This is a genomic window from Streptomyces sp. TSRI0281 (assembly GCF_001905125.1).
In the GTDB taxonomy this organism is placed as follows: Bacteria; Actinomycetota; Actinomycetes; order Streptomycetales; family Streptomycetaceae; genus Streptomyces.
Map to the genome: position 1 here is coordinate 67368 of NZ_LWLE01000037.1, position 14981 is coordinate 82348.

Genomic DNA, 14981 nt, shown 5'->3' on the forward strand with positions numbered 1-14981 from the left:
GTCCGCCCAGCAGACGTGCGAAGGTCACCGAACTCAGAGTCCGGTGACCTTCGCGCTCGCCGACAGCTCGTAGACCAGGGTGACCGTGCGGCGGCTGCCCGGCGGGAGGGTGACGTCCCAGCGGGCGATGCCTTCGGCGTCGACCACGTCGGGTGCCGGGGCGCACGCGTCCTTGTGCAGACGTACGTCCACCGCCGAGACCTCGGAGACCGGGATCCGCTCCCGCAGGGCGACCACTCGCTCGTCGTGCTCCCCGGGGGCGGAGAACCGGGACAGGTGCAGCCGCACCGTGCGGGTGACCACGGTCCGCTGGCTGATGCCGACGGAGTCGCGGGACTCCTCGGCCTGCCGGACCACCCTGTAGTCGTCGCAGCTGCCGAAGGCCAGCTCGACGGGGGCGCCGGGGGCGGTGAAGTCCAGCGTGCCGCGGCCGCCGAAGCCGGTGCCTCGGACCAGGTCCACGGGCCCGGCGAGCAGCGCGTGGCCGGACAGGTTGTCGAACCGCACCACCTGGGTGACCAGGGGGGACAACTCCGGTGAGCATGCGTACTCACTGGGCGCGGCCGTGGTGTACGCGGAGAGCGCCACGCGGTGGGCGCGGCCGTCACCGGGCACCGAGACCGGCGCGGGGGGTCTCAGCACCCGTGCCTCGCCGCCGTCGTCCACCCCCGGCAGGCCGAGCACCGGGGCCGGGCCGAGGGCCCCGATCTCCTCCTCGCGCAGTTCGACGTCGACGGTGCGGCGCTCCGCCGCGGAGCGGTCCGTGAGCGTCAGCCGGTCCTCGTCCAGCTGTGGCGGATCGGTGGCCAGCGCCGAGCGGGCCGTCGACAGCGTCAGCCGTACGTCCGACCAGTCCTCACCGGTGCGCTGCCAGATCATCGCATCGGTCTCCAGCGTCAGGGAGCCCCCGTCGAGCACGGCCCGGTAGGCGGGCCGCCACAACCCGCACGGAGTGAGGTGGCTCAGGCGCAGCCCGGCCGGCCCGGCGACCGCCGCCTCCACGGTCAGCTCGACATGGCCGACCAACTCGGCGGGCTCCTCCTCCGAGAGGTGCATGACCCGCTCGGCTTCACCGAGTTCGGCGCTCACGGCGGCCAGCCGGGCTTCTGCGCCGCGGAGTTGCTCGCCGTACGTCTCGCGCTCCTCGTCCACCCGGTCCAGTTCGCGGGACCAGCGTGTCCGGTCGCTCTCCCCGGAGCCGGCTCCTTCGCCGATCTCCCGCAGCAGATCGGCGGCGAGGCGGCCGAGCAGGTCGAGGCGGGCCTTCAGCCGGTCGTGCCGCTGTCCCAGGGTCAGCCGCTCCTCTTCGAGGGTGTGTACGCGCCGGCGCAGGGCGGAGTCGTCGTCGGCGGAGGGCAGCGGCCCGCGCGGTGTCCAGCTGCGGACGATCCGCACGTCGAGCACGGTCGCGGGGTGATCGGCGGTCAGTTCGGCATGGAGGGTCCGGTCGACGGCCAGCGCACTGACCGGCCCGAGACGCAGCCGCTGGACCCCGGCCTCCAGGTCGAGCACGGCGGTGCGCTCGATGTGGGCCCGGTCTTCGAGGCACGTGACGGCGGTGACGGGGAGGGCGATCGGCTTGGGGGCCGTGGACATGGTGTGTGTCAGCTCCTGCGGTTGCCGCCGGCCAGGGCCTTGCCGGTCGGGATGCGGATCTCGTAGCCGCCGTCGAAGGCGGCGGTGGCGCCAGCGGGCAGGTCCCGTCGCCAGACGCGGGTGCCCGGCGCATGCCGATCGGGCCCCGTGCCTTCGTCGGGTGCCGTCCAGTCGGCCCGTTCCTCTATCCGTACGTCCGGTTCCGAGGTGACCGGGACCCGCTCGCGGACTTCCACGGTGACGGGCCTCGCGAGCCGATTGGCCAGTTCCACATGGACACGGTGGTCGAGCACGGTGGTGTTGTTGCGCAGGCCCGAGGTCGACTCGTGCAGGTTCGTACGGCGGGTGACCCGGATGCCCTCGGCCGGCCCGAGCCCCACCCGGCGGACACCGCCGGGGGCAAGCGTGGGCAGTGCGGCGGTCAGCAGGAAGTCGTCGTCGACGGTGACCTCCACCGGCCCGGCCAGCAGTGCCTGGTCGGTGGCGTTGGAGAGCACCAATGTCGCGAACACGGTCTGCTCCACGGATGGCACGCAGAGGTACTCGGTACGCAGACCGACCGGGATCTCGCCGACGGTGACGGTGTGCCAGGTGCCGTCCGACGGAATGTCGGCGCGGGCGGTGGCATCGAAGCGGTGGTCGAAGGACCCTGCCGATTCGCGGGGGCGCACCGCCTGTCCGGGCAGCGGCAGCGCGGACACCGCTTCGGCGCGGCGGCGGTACTCGGCCGCCACCGGGTCGAAGGGGGAGTCCGGAAACAGCCGTCCTCTGCGACCGCCCTGGTCGTCGGGGCCGCACAGCGCAAGGGCGGCGTAGTCGAGCTCGGCGCCGCTCGGCTGCGGCGGACCGGCTGCGGGTGCCGGAGGGGGCGGCGGCGCGGACCGGCCGGAAGCCGCGGGAGCCATGGGGGCGGGGGCACCCGCGAAGGGCCTGCCGCCGGTACGCGGCCTGTTGCCCGGCGGCGCCCCGGCCGGAGGCACGAGGGCGGGCACGGCGCCACCGAAGGCTTCCGGGGCAGCGCCGAAGCCCTGGGGTACCGATGGACCGCCGTACCCCGACGCTGGTGCAACGGGATCGGACGCGGAGCCTCCCGCGGCGCTCGCGGACGCGAAGCCGGCCCCGACAGCGACGGGTCCGGCGGTCGTGGCCGGGGCAGCGCCTGCCGCGTCGTACCCGGAGAACAGGTCGGCCAGCCCGGCCGGTGGCTCGCGCCAGCCAGGAGGCGTGGGGACCGGCTGGCTTCGTCCGATCCGGATCGACCGAAGCCTCGGCAGATCGGTGCGGCGCCGAAGATCGGCGGTGGCCAGGGCGATGCGCACGCCGGTCCAGTCCTCGCCGGTCCGCTGGGCGACGGAGGCTCGCAGCACCAGACGGCCGCTGCCGTCGCCCTGACGGTAGGCAAGACGGTAGGCCGGCACCCAGACGGCGCCCGGCACCCCGTACTCCAGCTCCAGTTCCACCTCCGCATCGCCGGTGCCGTCGAGGGTCAGGACCGCGCAGACCGCGGTCTCCACATGCGCTGACGGCGCGTCGGTGGTGGCGCGGTCGAGCCTGTCGGCGGCGACGCTGAGGTCGTGCTCGACATTGCGCAGGGCCTCCTCCGCTTCGACGAGGCGGTTGTGGAGTCCCGTCAGCCGCTCATCGACGAATGCGGCGAGCTCCAGCCACGCGTCTACCGGGGTGCTGCGGTACAGATCCTCGCGCCTGCGGGCAGGTGCGACCGGGTGGAGGGCCCTGACCTCCTCGATCAGGTTCAGCTGTCGGTCCCGGTGTCCTTGGGCCGCCGCGTACGCGTCGCTCAGCCGCTCGAACGCGCGCCGCAGCTCGTCGGGCGTGCCCGTGCAGCGCGGCTCGGCCTCGACTTCCACCCGCGCCTCGGTGACGCGCACACCGGGCGGGCCCAGGACCCGGGCCCGCAGCGAACCCGGGTCCAGCGAGCGGGGCAGTCCCGTCACCCGCACCCGGCCGTCGGGCGACACGCTCCCCCGGGCCAGGCGTCGGCAGACCGCGCCCTGCGCGTACACCATGACCGAATCGAGGGTCGATCCCCACCTCTGTGCCGAATCAGCCGTCATGTGCTCCGCCCCGCCCCCTGTCGCGTGCATGCTGAGCGAAGCCTACGCCCGGACGGTCTGCGCGTCCGCGTGGAGTCAGGGGGATGGCGTCCAGGAGGGCCTGTTGGCTCAGCAGCCCTTTCACGGCCTCCTGCGAATGCCCAACGCCCCGAGGAGGGCGGGCGTTTGCCGGGTGCCGGGTGGGGCTCTACGGAGTGAGGTCAGGGACGTGGCGACGGCCACCGGCCACCGGACGTCGAGGAACGGGGTGAATCTGTCGCCGGAGCGGGCCTGGTCCTGTGAACGGGGACGTCTTTGCGGCCCCTTCACCGCCCATGATCATCACGAGATGTGGACCGGCTCACCGGACCTGATCGCCTGCGAGTAGCCGCATTCGCTCTCGGCCGGCACGTTGTGTGGAAGACATCGATCGTGGCCATCGTGATCGCCTCCGCGTCGCTCTCTTGTGGTTACTCGGAAACTCCAGGAGAGTCTGGGCCGACCTGGAAGACGCACTTTTCGGTGATTGAGGAACCTGATGGTGACCAAGCAGATACTCGAAGATTTGCCCGAGGACGCAGACCTGAGGCGCGCGGACTCCCTGGCACGGGAGATCTTCTCGGACGTCGCCAACAAGTGGGCGCTCCTGATCATCGAGGCGCTCGGGGAGCGCACCCTGCGCTTCAGCGAACTGCGGAACGAGGTCGAGGGCATCAGCCACAAGATGCTCACCCAGAACCTGCGCATGCTGGAGCGCAACGGCCTGGCCGACCGGAAGGTGTATCCCACCGTGCCGCCGCGGGTCGAGTACACACTCACCGAGCCGGGCCGGGCCCTGCGCGCCACGGTGGACGCCATGTGCGGCTGGACCCGCCAGTACCTCGGTCACATCGAGGACTCGCGCGGTCGCTTCGACGCCTGAAGGACGCAACGCCACGCGCCCGTTCCGTGCTTCCTTGATCAATCGCAGGTTCGCTCCGGCGGCCGGGCGGAGCCCCGCACGAACGGCGCTGGACCCCGCCCCGCCGGTCGGCTGTCGCGGTCAGGCGGGAGCGGGCCGGGGTGCTGGTGCTGTGAGCCGCCCGGCGCGGGCCAGTGCGAGGACCGCGCCCGCGCAGCCGGCGCCGGTCAGCGTCAGAACGGTCCACACCAGCCACAGTGCCCGGTGCTGCTGGGCGTAGTCCCACAGGGCGCCGGTGGCCAGGTTGCCCAGGGTGATCCCGATGCCCGACACGGTGTTGTAGAGGCCGTAGTGGGTGGCGACGAGGCGGTTGCCGGACAGGGAGACGACGGTGTCCATCTCGAAGGGGTAGACGACCGCGCTGCCGGCCGACAGGGCGATCACGGCGACCGCCAGCGCGGCCAGCGTCATGGCGTCCGGTACGGCTGTGCCGTTCGCCGCCGTCAGGGCGAGCGGCACGAAGGCCACGCCCATCAGGGCGAGCCCGCGTACGAGGGCCTGTTCGCCTCTGAAGCGTGATGTCACCCAGCCGGTCAGCCGCAGTTGCCCGGCGACGGCCACCGCTGCGGACAGGACGAACAGCAGGCTGGTGGCCTTCGTTCCCGCTGCCCCGAACGCGTCGCCGGCGGCAAGCGGCAGCGCGAGGTAGACCTGGAAGGTCAGCACGTAGGAGCCGATCATCGCGCACGAGAACAGCAGGAACGGCCGGTTGGCCACCACCGTGCGCCACTGTGCCAGCACCCCGCTCCCCGGCCGGCCGCTGTCGGCGGCGCGGCGTGCGGGCAGGGCCCGGCCCTGCAGAACGGTCAGGGCGGCGAAGATGCCCGCGGCCACCATGCACACCAGGCGGAAGTCGGCCGCCAGCAGGGCGAGGCCGACCAGCGGGCCCAGCAGCATCCCGGCCTGGTAGTAGACGTTGAACGTCGCGAACGCCTCCACCCGCCGCTCCCCCGCCCCGGCCGCGAGGTAGGCGCGCACGGCCGGGTTGAACAGGGCGCCGGCGAAACCGGTGGCCGCCGAGGCGATCACGAGAACGGGCAGGCTGTCCACGACACCGAGCAGGGCGAACCCACCCGTCCGCAGCACGCACCCGGCCATGATCGGGACTTTGTAGCCGTAGCGGTCGGCGATCGTGCCGCCGATGAGGAACATGCCCTGCTGGGAGAAGTTGCGTACCCCCAGCACCAGGCCGACCGCCCACGCGGCCAGGCCGAGTTCACCGGCGAGGTGCGCGGCGAGGTAGGGCATGAGCATGTAGAAGGCGAGATTGATGGCGAACTGATTGACCATCAACAGCCGTACCGCGGGCGGGAAGCCCAGGGTGGACGTCCACAGCGTCTTCATCGCCCCGCTCCCGCCAGGCTCGCCGCTCCCGTATTGCAGGCCGGGGCCGGAGCGGGGTCCAGGACGGTTTCGCACGTCGTCCACCGTGTGACGACCCGCTCGCCGGGGTGGGCGATCCGGTCCGGGGCAGCGGCAGGTTCGCATCCCAGCAGTCGGCGTTCCCGGCACCAGGCGTCGTCGAAGACCGTACCGGCGTAGCGGTGCGGGCCGTCGGGGAACACGGCCGCGATCCGGGCCTCGGCCGGGAGTGTGGTGGCGAGATGCCGGGCGACCAGGGCGACCGCGCCCACGCTCCACCCGCCGGTGGCGTACCGGGAGCGGGCCAACGCCCGTGCCGCCCACACCGCTTCACCGGCCGCAACCCAGTGGACCTCGTCGAACAGGGTGTAGTCGACGTTGCGCGGATAGATGCTGCTCCCCAAGCCCCGCATCAGCCGTGGTGCGGCTTCCTGGCCGAAGATCGTGGAACCGCAGGTATCGACGGCCACCACCTTCAGGGCGGGGAAGAATCCTCGCAGGACCGAGGCGATGCCGGCGGAGTGTCCACCGGTACCCACGCTGACCACCAGGGCGTCGATCCGCCCGAGCTGGGCGACGAGCTCCTGGGCAAGGCCCACGTACGCGGTCACGTTGTCGGGGTTGTGGTACTGATCCGGACACCACGCATCCCGGTGGACCGCGAGGAGTTCACCGACACGCTCACGTCGGGCCTGCTGCCAGCCCCCGACGGGATGCGGCTCCGTGACGGTCTGCACATCGGCGCCGTAGGCGGCGAGCAGGCCCGACACCAAGGGCTCCATGCCGGGGTCGGTGACCACGGTGACGGGGTGGCCGAAGACGATCCCGGCCAGCGCGAGCCCGAGGCCCAATGTGCCGGAGGTGGACTCCACGATCCGTGCGCCGGGCAGCAGATCGCCACGCTCACGGGCCCGCTCCACCATGAAGAGGGCGGTGCGGTCCTTGATGCCGCCGGGGTTGTGGCCTTCGAGTTTGGCCCAGAATCCGCGCCCTGCGCTGGAGAAGGGCTCACCGACCCACAGCACGGGGGTGTCACCGACCAGAGCGGCCGGGGTGTGGGCGCGGCGTGTGGCTCCGGACAGCATCTGGGCCGGGGACAGGACGGAAGGGGGAACGAGGGATGAGTTCATCGCGCTGGTCTCCTGCCGGACCGCAGCGCCCCGTCAGGGCGGGGCGGGCCGGGGTGTTCGTGGACGGAACCGCTGGGGACGATGACGTCACCGGGCGCGCGATGTCACGGGCGCGGCCGGCGGCGCGGTCCGCTCAGGTCCGCCACACCCCGAGTTCGGCGCGCGCACGGCTGTGCTCTGCAGGGTGGGCACCGCCTTCGCACCACCGCGCCCGGCTCTTCGCGGCCTGCCACCAGGCACCCTCGCCCGGGAGGAGCCGGTCGTCGGCCGCCGGGGGCGGGGGCAGATCCGCCCGAGGGCCGGCCTCGGCGGGCTCATCCACCCCGGTGCACTCCACCGCGGCCCCGTGGTCACACAGTGCCGCGGCGGCGGCGACGGACACCCCGGCGGGATGAACGCTCGGCGAGGTGGTGGCCGCGACGGCGGCCACCGTGTCGGTACGGGGCATCCCGGCGGCCTGCGGACCGTGGGCACAGCCGAGCACATGCAGCAGCCCGGCCAGCACCGTGATCAGCACCAGCAGCCGCGGCACAGTCCGGGGCACACGAGGACCCGCTCCCACCAACACAGCACACAGGGTATTGGAGTCATTACATAAAGTGCTCGTTAGGCCGCGGGGCGGCCGGTCCCCGCCTCCACGGACGGGACCCCCGCACCACTGAGTGCCGGACTCCGCCCGCGCAGAAACGGCCGGAGCGAAATCAGCCATCCACGGTTCGGCATAATTTGTCAACCCTTGTTCAATTTAACCTCATTGTCGAGCACATGGTCAGACCGTGCACTACCCGGTCCTCCTGGATCCCAGCGCCTCCGGCTACGGGATGACCCCGTCGGAGAAGCGCTACTGCTGACTCAACCCCTATGACTGCTCCAAGGCCCGTGACCAGGCCTCGGTGGCGGTCCACTACGCCAAGAAGTACTACGCGGACAAGACCCTGTACCAGGGCACCGGCGACGCCTTCCGGCACTGCTACTGGAACGCGATGATGGAGATCTTCGTCAACCACGAAACCGCCTACGAGGTCGCCACCCGCCACGAGTCGCAGTCCAAGGACAACGACAAGGAGATGGACCTCCGGAACAACAAGATCGGCCGCGCCATCGGACGGAGCTACAAGAGCAACAACCCCAAGGCGAAGGCATCCAGCAAGTCCCGCAGCGCCTGCGGGAGCTATATGTCGAAGGGCAAGCTCTGGATCATCAAGAACAAGAAGCTTGTAAGGAGCAACGCATGAACCGCCTTCTGCACCAGCGGGTCGCGCCGGCACTGCTGATCGCGCAGATCGCCTACATCGTCCTCGTGGGGCTGCTGTTCGCCCTGTCCGGACCGGACACCGCCGAACTCGATCACACCGCGCCGTCCCCCACAGGTGACGCCCTGTTCACCGGGCTCCTGATCCTGACGGTGCTGGCCATGGGAGGAGGGGCGGCGCTGCTGGGCTGGAGGAGGGTTCAGGCCTGGGCTCCGCCCACCGCCCGAGCGGCATGGCTCGGGGCGCTCGGGCTCGGCGAGATCGCCCTCGCAGTGGCCTTCCTGAACACGGCCCTTCAGGAATCCTTCGGCCCGGACACTCTGATCGCCGCACTGGCCATCGTCGTCAGCATGGCCATCACGCTGACCTGCGTCGGCGAAGTCCAAAGGCATCTCCGCAGCCTCAGGCCCGCGACACAGGGCTGAGCACACCGAGGCAGCCACCAACAGTGCTACGGGGAGAGTCCTCCCCGTGGCAGCCCAAGAGGTCCCGCCTGCACCCCCGAAGGGGCAGACGGGACCTCTGCCACGTGCCTTCGCGCATGCGCCGTGCCGGCCATCGCGTATACGGGTTCGGCCCGACAGTTCGGTACGGGTGAGTCACCCCGCACCTCACAGGGCGCCCCGCGGCCCACCGGGCAGCCCCTCCCCCGCCCGGCACGGCCGGATCGCGCCCTACCCGCCCCGGCAACCCGTCCGGACCCTGAAAACATGGGGGATTCCGGAAACATCACACCAGGCCCGGACAGTACCGACAACGCGTTCCAGGCCCTCCTCGAAGGCGCCACCGCCCCACGGCCGCCCGCCCCGCCCGACTGCCCGTTCTGCGACCTTCGCCAGGACCGCTACGCCACCCACTACGAGGGCCACTGGGTCCTCCTCGAACCGCGCGTCATCGTCCCCGCCCACACCGTGCCCCCGCACCGGCGCTGGATCATCACTTCGGACGGGGCCGCGATGAACCTGTGGGACGCCGAGCCCCTCCCCGGAACCCAATGCCGCATCGCGCACCGTGTGGTCTGCCCCTACCTCAAGCCCGAGGACCCTTGGCCCTGGAGAGCCGCGCTCCGGCAGGAGAACGAGCGACGGGCACAGCGCCTGTTCGACCTCCCGGACGACCGGGATATCCCGGACACCGGCTGACGGGCGCACCGGCTGCCCGCCCGGGCGACCTGCGGCGGGGTTCACCAGCCGGTGACCGGCTCTCAAGGCCCGCCCCCGGAATGGCAGTTCGACCACCTGTCGTAAGGGAGTTCCGCCACCGCGACGGCTGTCCCGACAGCCATCACGATCACGCCGTGACCGTCCATCGGCGCAGCCTGACGCCCGCGGATCCGCCTCGCCCTCCGTCGGCCGTCATGGCGTCCGGGCGCAGTCGCGTTCTTCGGTACGGCGTGACGCTCAGTCGCCGTTCCGCAGGCCGGCCAGGACGAGGTCGACGGTACGTTCGACCAGGGCGGCGTCCAGTGGGGCGTGCCGGAAGAGGGCCCGGTAGTAGACCGGTGCCGCGAGCGCGTCGAGGGTGAATTCCATCTCGGCCCGGTCGAGTTCGCGGATGTCGCCGCGTGCGGCGGCGGTGCGCAGGACGGTCTCGGTGCTGCGTCGGCGGGCGTGGAAGACGTCGTCGAGGAAGCTCTCGCGCAGCTCGGGTTCGCGGGCGAGGTCGGCGACGAGCGCGGGCAGGACGGGGCCCAGGACGGTGGTCTCGAACGCGGTGACCAGGCTGCCGATGCCGATGAGCAGGTCCGCGCGCAGGTCGCCGCTGTCCACCGTCGGAGTGGTGCCCAGGACCGTGGCCAGCGCGTCGGTGACCAGGTGCTGTTTTGAGGGCCAACGGCGGTAGATGGCCGGGCGGTAGACGTCGGCGTTCTTCGCCACCTGCCCGATCGTGAGGTCGGCGTAGCCGACTTCCGCGAGCAGGTCGAGCGTCGCGGCGCGCACGGCGGCGTCGATCTGCGGATCCTTCTGGCGGCCGGCGGTGCGCGGGGGCGGGGGCACGGGTGAGTCCTTTCGGTCGGCTTACGGACTGTAACCGGATTTTGAATTGATACAGTCCGTACTGTATCAATTTAGAGGTGACTCCGGCCCGAACGGGCCTCCCTCCATCGAAGGACCTGCTATGCCCACTCCACCTCCGCGTCCCCCGACGCTCCGCGATACCGCCCCCACCTCACCCGTACCGATACCGGCGAGAACCGGTCCGGCGATCGGCGCCCTGATCGCGCTCGCCCTGGTCGCCCTCGACCTACGGGCACCGGTCACCGCGATCGCCCCGCTGCTCGGCCGCCTCCGCGACGACCTGGGCCTGTCGGCCGCGGCGGTGAGCGCGCTGACCGCGCTGCCGGTCCTGTGCCTGGGCGTGTTCGCGTTCGCGGGCCCCGTGCTCGGACGGCGGTACGGCGAGGCGCGCGTGGTGCTCGCGAGCCTGATCCTGCTCGCCGCAGGCGCGACGCTGCGGCTGCTCCCGGGAGCGTTGGCGTTGTTCGTGGGCACGGTGCTGGTCGGCGCGGCGATCGGGCTCGCCAACGTGCTGCTGCCCGGACTGATCCGGCGGCGCTTCGCGGGCGCGGTGGCGGGGGTGACCGCGTTCTACTCGGCGTTCCTGACCCTGGGCGGTGCGAGCGGTTCGGCGGTCGCACCGCCGTTGGCCGACGCGACCGGATGGGCCTGGCGCGGTGCACTGGCGCTGGTGGCCGTCCCCCTGTCGATCGCGGCGGTCCTGGCCTGGTGGCCGGGGGTGCGCGCGGACGCGCGGGCCGTCGACGCACCGACGCCGCAGCGCGTGCGGCTGTGGCGGGACGCGACGGCGTGGCGGGTCACGGTCTTCTTCGCGGCGCAGGCGCTGTTGGCGTACGTCGTGTTCGGCTGGCTGCCCACGATGGCCCAGGACCGGGGCATCAGCGAGGCGCAGAGCGGCCTCCTGCTGTCCCTGACCAGCCTGGTGGGTGTGGCGGGGGCGGCGCTGCTGCCCGCGGTGTACCGCCGACTGCCCGACCAGCGTGGGCCCGCCGTGCTCGTGGCGGTGCTCAGCGGGGTGGGTCTCGCCGGCATCGTCCTGGCCCCCGCACCGGCGGGCGTGTGGGCCGCCTCCGTGGTCCTGGGGCTCGGGCAGGGAGCCGGATTCGCGGTCGCGCTGAGCCTGATCGGGCTGCGTACCGGCAACGGCGACGAGACGTCGGCACTGTCCTCGATGGCCCAGGGCACCGGTTTCCTCATCGCCACGATCGGCCCGTTGGGCGCGGGGCTTCTGCACGAGGCGAGCGGCGGATGGGGCGTCCCCCTGGCGACACTGCTGGCCGTGTGCGCGATCCAGGCAGCCGCGGGTCTCGGCGCGGGACGCGCCGGGCAGGTCCGGGGCGGGTCCGGCCCGGACCTGGCCTGATACCCGACAGGGCGGGGCGGGAGCCTGGGCACGGTCTTCCGCCGCCCCTCTCGGAGGGCAGGTCGGAGGCGGCCTGCCACCGTCCCGGTCGTGGTCCCACGCCCGCCTTCGGCTGCGGAGGACCCTCGACCCGCCCCCGGCAGTCGTTCAGTGGCCGCCGGTGAGCTCGCCGGTGAGCCTGCTGTGAAGGTCGGCGCTGGGGTCGTTCAGGCCGATGATCTCCACTGTCCTGCCGCGTCGGGCGTACTTGGTCTCGATGGCGTCGAGGGCGGCGACGGAGGAGGCGTCCCAGATGTGGGCGGCGGTCAGGTCGATGACGACCCTGTCGGGGTCGGTGGCGTAATGGAACTGGGTGACGAGGTCGTTGGAGGAGGCGAAGAACAGCTCGCCGGTCACGGTGTAGACCACGGTGGTGCCGTCGGGGTCGGTGGCCGAGGTGACGTCGGCGAGGCGGGCGACCCGCTTGGCGAAGATGACCATGGCGGTGACGGAGCCGACGACGACGCCGATGGCGAGGTTGCCGGTGGCGACCACGCAGACGACGGTGACAGCCATGACGGCGATCTCGCCCGCCGGCATCCGCTTGAGCGTCTTGGGGGCGATGGAGTGCCAGTCGAAGGTCGCGAAGGACACCATCACCATCACGGCGACGAGCGCGGCCATGGGCATGTCGGAGACGACCGGCCCGAAGACGATGCACAGCACCATCAGGAAAGCGCCCGCCAGGAAGGTGGACAAGCGGGTACGGGCGCCGGACACCTTCACGTTGATCATCGTCTGGCCGATCATGGCGCATCCGCCCATGCCGCCGAAGAAGCCGGTGACGATGTTGGCGATGCCCTGGCCGATGGACTCGCGGGTCTTGGAGGAGGGGGTGTCGGTGATGTCGTCGACGAGCTTGGCGGTCATCAGGGACTCCATCAGGCCGACCAGCGCCATGGCCAGGGCGTAGGGGGCGATGGTCGTCAGGGTGTCCAGGGTGAACGGCACGTCCGGAAGTCCCGGTACGGGCAGGGAGGAAGGCAGGTCGCCCTTGTCGCCGACGGTGGGTACCGCGATCCCGGCGGCGACCGTGAGGGCGGTGAGGATGACGATGGACGCGAGCGGGGCCGGGATCACCTTGGTGACCTTCGGGGTGAGCACCATGAGGGCCAGCCCGGCCGCGATCAGCGGGTAGACGGGCCAGGGCACGCCGTGCATCTCGGGGACCTGGGCCATGAAGATCAGGATGGCGAGGGAGTTGACGAACCCGACCATCACGCTGCGGGGCACGAACCGCATCAGCTTCGCGACGCCGAGCGCGCCGAGGACGATCTGGAAGACCCCGGCCAGAATGACCGCGGCGATCAGGTGGCCGAGGCCGTGCTCGCGGTTGAGTGGTGCGATGACCAGGGCGACGGCACCGGTCGCTGCGGAGATCATCGCCCGCCGGCCGCCGACGACGGAAATGGTCACGGCCATCGTGAAGGAGGCGAACAGGCCGATCGCGGGGTCGACACCGGCGATGACCGAGAAGGAGATCGCCTCGGGAATCAGCGCGAGCGCGACCACCAGGCCCGCCAGGACCTCGGTGCGCCAGACCTTCGGGTCGGACAGCCAGTCGGGGCGCAGGCCGCGCAGCCGCGCGGCCGGGGACAGTGCGGACGTGGACGGTGCGGACGTGGACGGTGCGGACGTGAACGGTGCGGACGTGAACAAGGGACGTACCTGCCGTGCTCGGGCACGCCCGGCAATCCTGGGCGTGCGGGAAGGACACGGGAAGGCCGGCACGGCATCCCGCGGAGCCCACGTACGGCGCGGGCTGAAGTCAGAGGGCAACGACGAGCGCGGGCGAGAACTCCGGGCACGGCTCAGGGCGAAGAGTCACGGCGGGCAGGCGGCGCCGGGCGTCATGGGAATGTGCACGCGCTCTCCAGCTCGTATCGGTCTTCGCCGGGGGCATCGTCGGCCCCGACACGGCTGAGGGTCGCGGAAACGGTCCGTCCCGCACCATGGAAGCGGCGACGGCGTGGAGCCGATCCCCTGCGATCACGTACTCTACCCTAACGTTAGGGTAGAGATCGGCGTCGGTCTACTGCGGCCTTCCGACAGAGAGACGGGTCCCCGCGTGAGCAGCGAGCAGATGCAGATCGGGGAGGTCGCCACGCGGACCGAACTGTCGCTGCGCACCATCCGTCACTACGAGGAGACCGGGCTCGTCACCCCGTCCGCCCGCTCGCAGGGCGGCTTCCGGCTCTACACCGAGGCCGACGTGTCCCGTCTGATGGTCATCCGCCGTATGAAGCCGCTCGGCTTCACCCTGGACGAGATGCGTGAACTGCTCGCCGCCACCGACCGCCTCGACTCCGGCGAGGAACTGACGGCCGACGAGCGTCAGGCCCTGCTGGAGCGCGTCCGCGGCTACGAGCAGGGTGCGTCGGAGCAGGTGGAGAAGCTCCGCAGTCAGCTGGCGCGGGCGGAGGAGTTCGCCGCCGCACTGCGCGAACGCCTCGGGCGCGCTCCCACCCTCTGACGGCATCCGCGTGAGCATCGCGGTCGCCCGTCGGCCGGCCCCGGTCGGCTCGCTCAGGGTCCTGTGAGGTTGCCGTTGCCGAGGGCCCAAGCCTCGATGTCGCGGTAGTGGATCGGCCCACGGCTCCGGCCGACGTTGCTGCCGACCAGGTGCAGACGTTCGGCGGGCCATCGGCTGCCGGTGAATCCGGTGATCCCTTCGGCGATCTCTCCCGCCGAGGACCGGTCTCCTCGGCGGGCACGGGCCAGCGTCAGATGCGGGCGCAGGGGCCGGTCCTCGAAGGCGACACCGCAGCTCCTGACCGCGGTACGCACATCGGCGGCGAGCGTGTGCAGCTCATCGAGGTCTCCCTCGATTCCGCTCCACAGCACCCGGTCGTCGAAGGTTCCGCTGCCGCGCAGTGCCAGACACGGTGAGGGGCGCTTCGCTGCGAGGCCGGCGAGAGGCGGGCGCAGGATCGGGACCGTCTCGGCCGGTAGCTCCCCGAGGAAGGCCAGGGTGATGTGCCAGTCCTCGATACGGTTCCACCGCATGTCAGGGTGCGAGTCGTAGGCGGGGCGCAGCTCCCGGGCCAATTCTTCTTTCGCGTGGTCGGGCGGGGCGAGGGCGATGAACACGCGAACGGTCGCGGGCTGAGTCTGTTCGTTCACACCGCACTTCGTACCGCACCCGGGTGGCCGGTGTGCACACCGGCCACCCCAGTGACGCGGTGGAGCGCCCGCGCGTGATGCG

13 protein-coding genes and 1 pseudogene are annotated in these 14981 nt (G+C 71.6%); 6 read left to right on the plus strand and 8 right to left on the minus strand.

Annotated features, from left to right (window positions below):
- Positions 1-33: 33 nt before the first annotated feature.
- On the minus strand, positions 34-1596 hold the full coding sequence (locus A6A29_RS39255) for a mucoidy inhibitor MuiA family protein (protein ID WP_073728275.1): 1563 nt from the start codon (positions 1594-1596) through the stop codon (positions 34-36).
- An 8-nt stretch (positions 1597-1604) separates the two neighbouring features.
- The gene (locus A6A29_RS39260; RefSeq protein ID WP_079183219.1) at positions 1605-3623 is read right to left on the minus strand and encodes a DUF4139 domain-containing protein; all 2019 of its coding nucleotides are present in this window, start codon (positions 3621-3623) and stop codon (positions 1605-1607) included.
- Positions 3624-4188: 565 nt separating this feature from the next.
- Here A6A29_RS39260 and A6A29_RS39270 point away from each other — a divergent pair.
- Positions 4189-4572: a winged helix-turn-helix transcriptional regulator gene (locus A6A29_RS39270; RefSeq protein ID WP_073728281.1), complete on the plus strand. Its 384-nt coding sequence runs from the start codon at positions 4189-4191 to the stop codon at positions 4570-4572.
- Positions 4573-4692: 120 nt separating this feature from the next.
- On the opposite strand, the gene A6A29_RS39275 is transcribed toward A6A29_RS39270, so the two are convergent.
- The 3 genes from A6A29_RS39275 to A6A29_RS39285 all read right to left on the minus strand — a co-directional run bounded on the left by A6A29_RS39275 (position 4693) and on the right by A6A29_RS39285 (position 7647).
- On the minus strand, positions 4693-5955 hold the full coding sequence (locus A6A29_RS39275; protein ID WP_073728283.1) for an MFS transporter: 1263 nt from the start codon (positions 5953-5955) through the stop codon (positions 4693-4695).
- Positions 5952-7103 carry a PLP-dependent cysteine synthase family protein gene (locus A6A29_RS39280; RefSeq protein WP_073728285.1) on the minus strand — a complete coding sequence of 384 codons (1152 nt, stop codon included), beginning with the start codon at positions 7101-7103 and terminating at the stop codon, positions 5952-5954. Before A6A29_RS39280 ends, A6A29_RS39275 begins: the two co-directional genes overlap by 4 nt.
- A 133-nt stretch (positions 7104-7236) precedes the next feature.
- The gene (locus A6A29_RS39285; RefSeq protein WP_143197151.1) at positions 7237-7647 is read right to left on the minus strand and encodes a hypothetical protein; all 411 of its coding nucleotides are present in this window, start codon (positions 7645-7647) and stop codon (positions 7237-7239) included.
- A gap of 322 nt (positions 7648-7969) precedes the next feature.
- Between A6A29_RS39285 and A6A29_RS39290 the strand changes: the two are divergent.
- From A6A29_RS39290 to A6A29_RS39300, 3 genes and pseudogenes are all read left to right on the plus strand, one after another.
- Positions 7970-8338 (plus strand): annotated as a pseudogene (locus A6A29_RS39290) (DUF6973 domain-containing protein); the annotation flags it as partial.
- On the plus strand, positions 8335-8781 hold the full coding sequence (locus tag A6A29_RS39295; RefSeq protein ID WP_073728291.1) for a hypothetical protein: 447 nt from the start codon (positions 8335-8337) through the stop codon (positions 8779-8781). The pseudogene A6A29_RS39290 and the gene A6A29_RS39295, both read left to right, overlap by 4 nt.
- Positions 8782-9066: 285 nt before the next feature.
- Positions 9067-9498, plus strand: a complete 432-nt coding sequence (locus tag A6A29_RS39300; protein WP_073728293.1) for a DUF6083 domain-containing protein — start codon at positions 9067-9069, stop codon at positions 9496-9498.
- Between the two features lie 258 nt (positions 9499-9756).
- Here A6A29_RS39300 and A6A29_RS39305 read toward each other — a convergent pair whose 3' ends face one another.
- A complete protein-coding gene (locus A6A29_RS39305) occupies positions 9757-10353 on the minus strand; it encodes a TetR/AcrR family transcriptional regulator (RefSeq protein WP_073728295.1) in 597 nt (198 codons plus the stop codon).
- Positions 10354-10474: 121 nt separating this feature from the next.
- On the opposite strand from A6A29_RS39305, the gene A6A29_RS39310 reads away from it, so the two are divergent.
- Positions 10475-11737 carry an MFS transporter gene (locus A6A29_RS39310; RefSeq protein ID WP_079183220.1) on the plus strand — a complete coding sequence of 421 codons (1263 nt, stop codon included), beginning with the start codon at positions 10475-10477 and terminating at the stop codon, positions 11735-11737.
- A 147-nt stretch (positions 11738-11884) separates the two neighbouring features.
- Here A6A29_RS39310 and A6A29_RS39315 read toward each other — a convergent pair whose 3' ends face one another.
- Entirely contained in the window at positions 11885-13375 is a 1491-nt protein-coding gene (locus A6A29_RS39315) for a SulP family inorganic anion transporter (RefSeq protein ID WP_073728873.1), read from the minus strand.
- 484 nt (positions 13376-13859) lie between these two features.
- Here A6A29_RS39315 and A6A29_RS39320 point away from each other — a divergent pair, with 484 nt between their 5' ends.
- Positions 13860-14249, plus strand: coding sequence for a MerR family transcriptional regulator (locus tag A6A29_RS39320; protein ID WP_385727732.1), 390 nt, complete (start codon positions 13860-13862; stop codon positions 14247-14249).
- A 53-nt stretch (positions 14250-14302) separates the two neighbouring features.
- Here the strand turns inward: A6A29_RS39320 and thpR are convergent, their stop codons facing one another.
- On the minus strand, positions 14303-14899 hold the full coding sequence (gene thpR / locus A6A29_RS39325) for an RNA 2',3'-cyclic phosphodiesterase (RefSeq protein ID WP_073728299.1): 597 nt from the start codon (positions 14897-14899) through the stop codon (positions 14303-14305).
- Between the last annotated feature and the right edge of the window lie 82 nt (positions 14900-14981).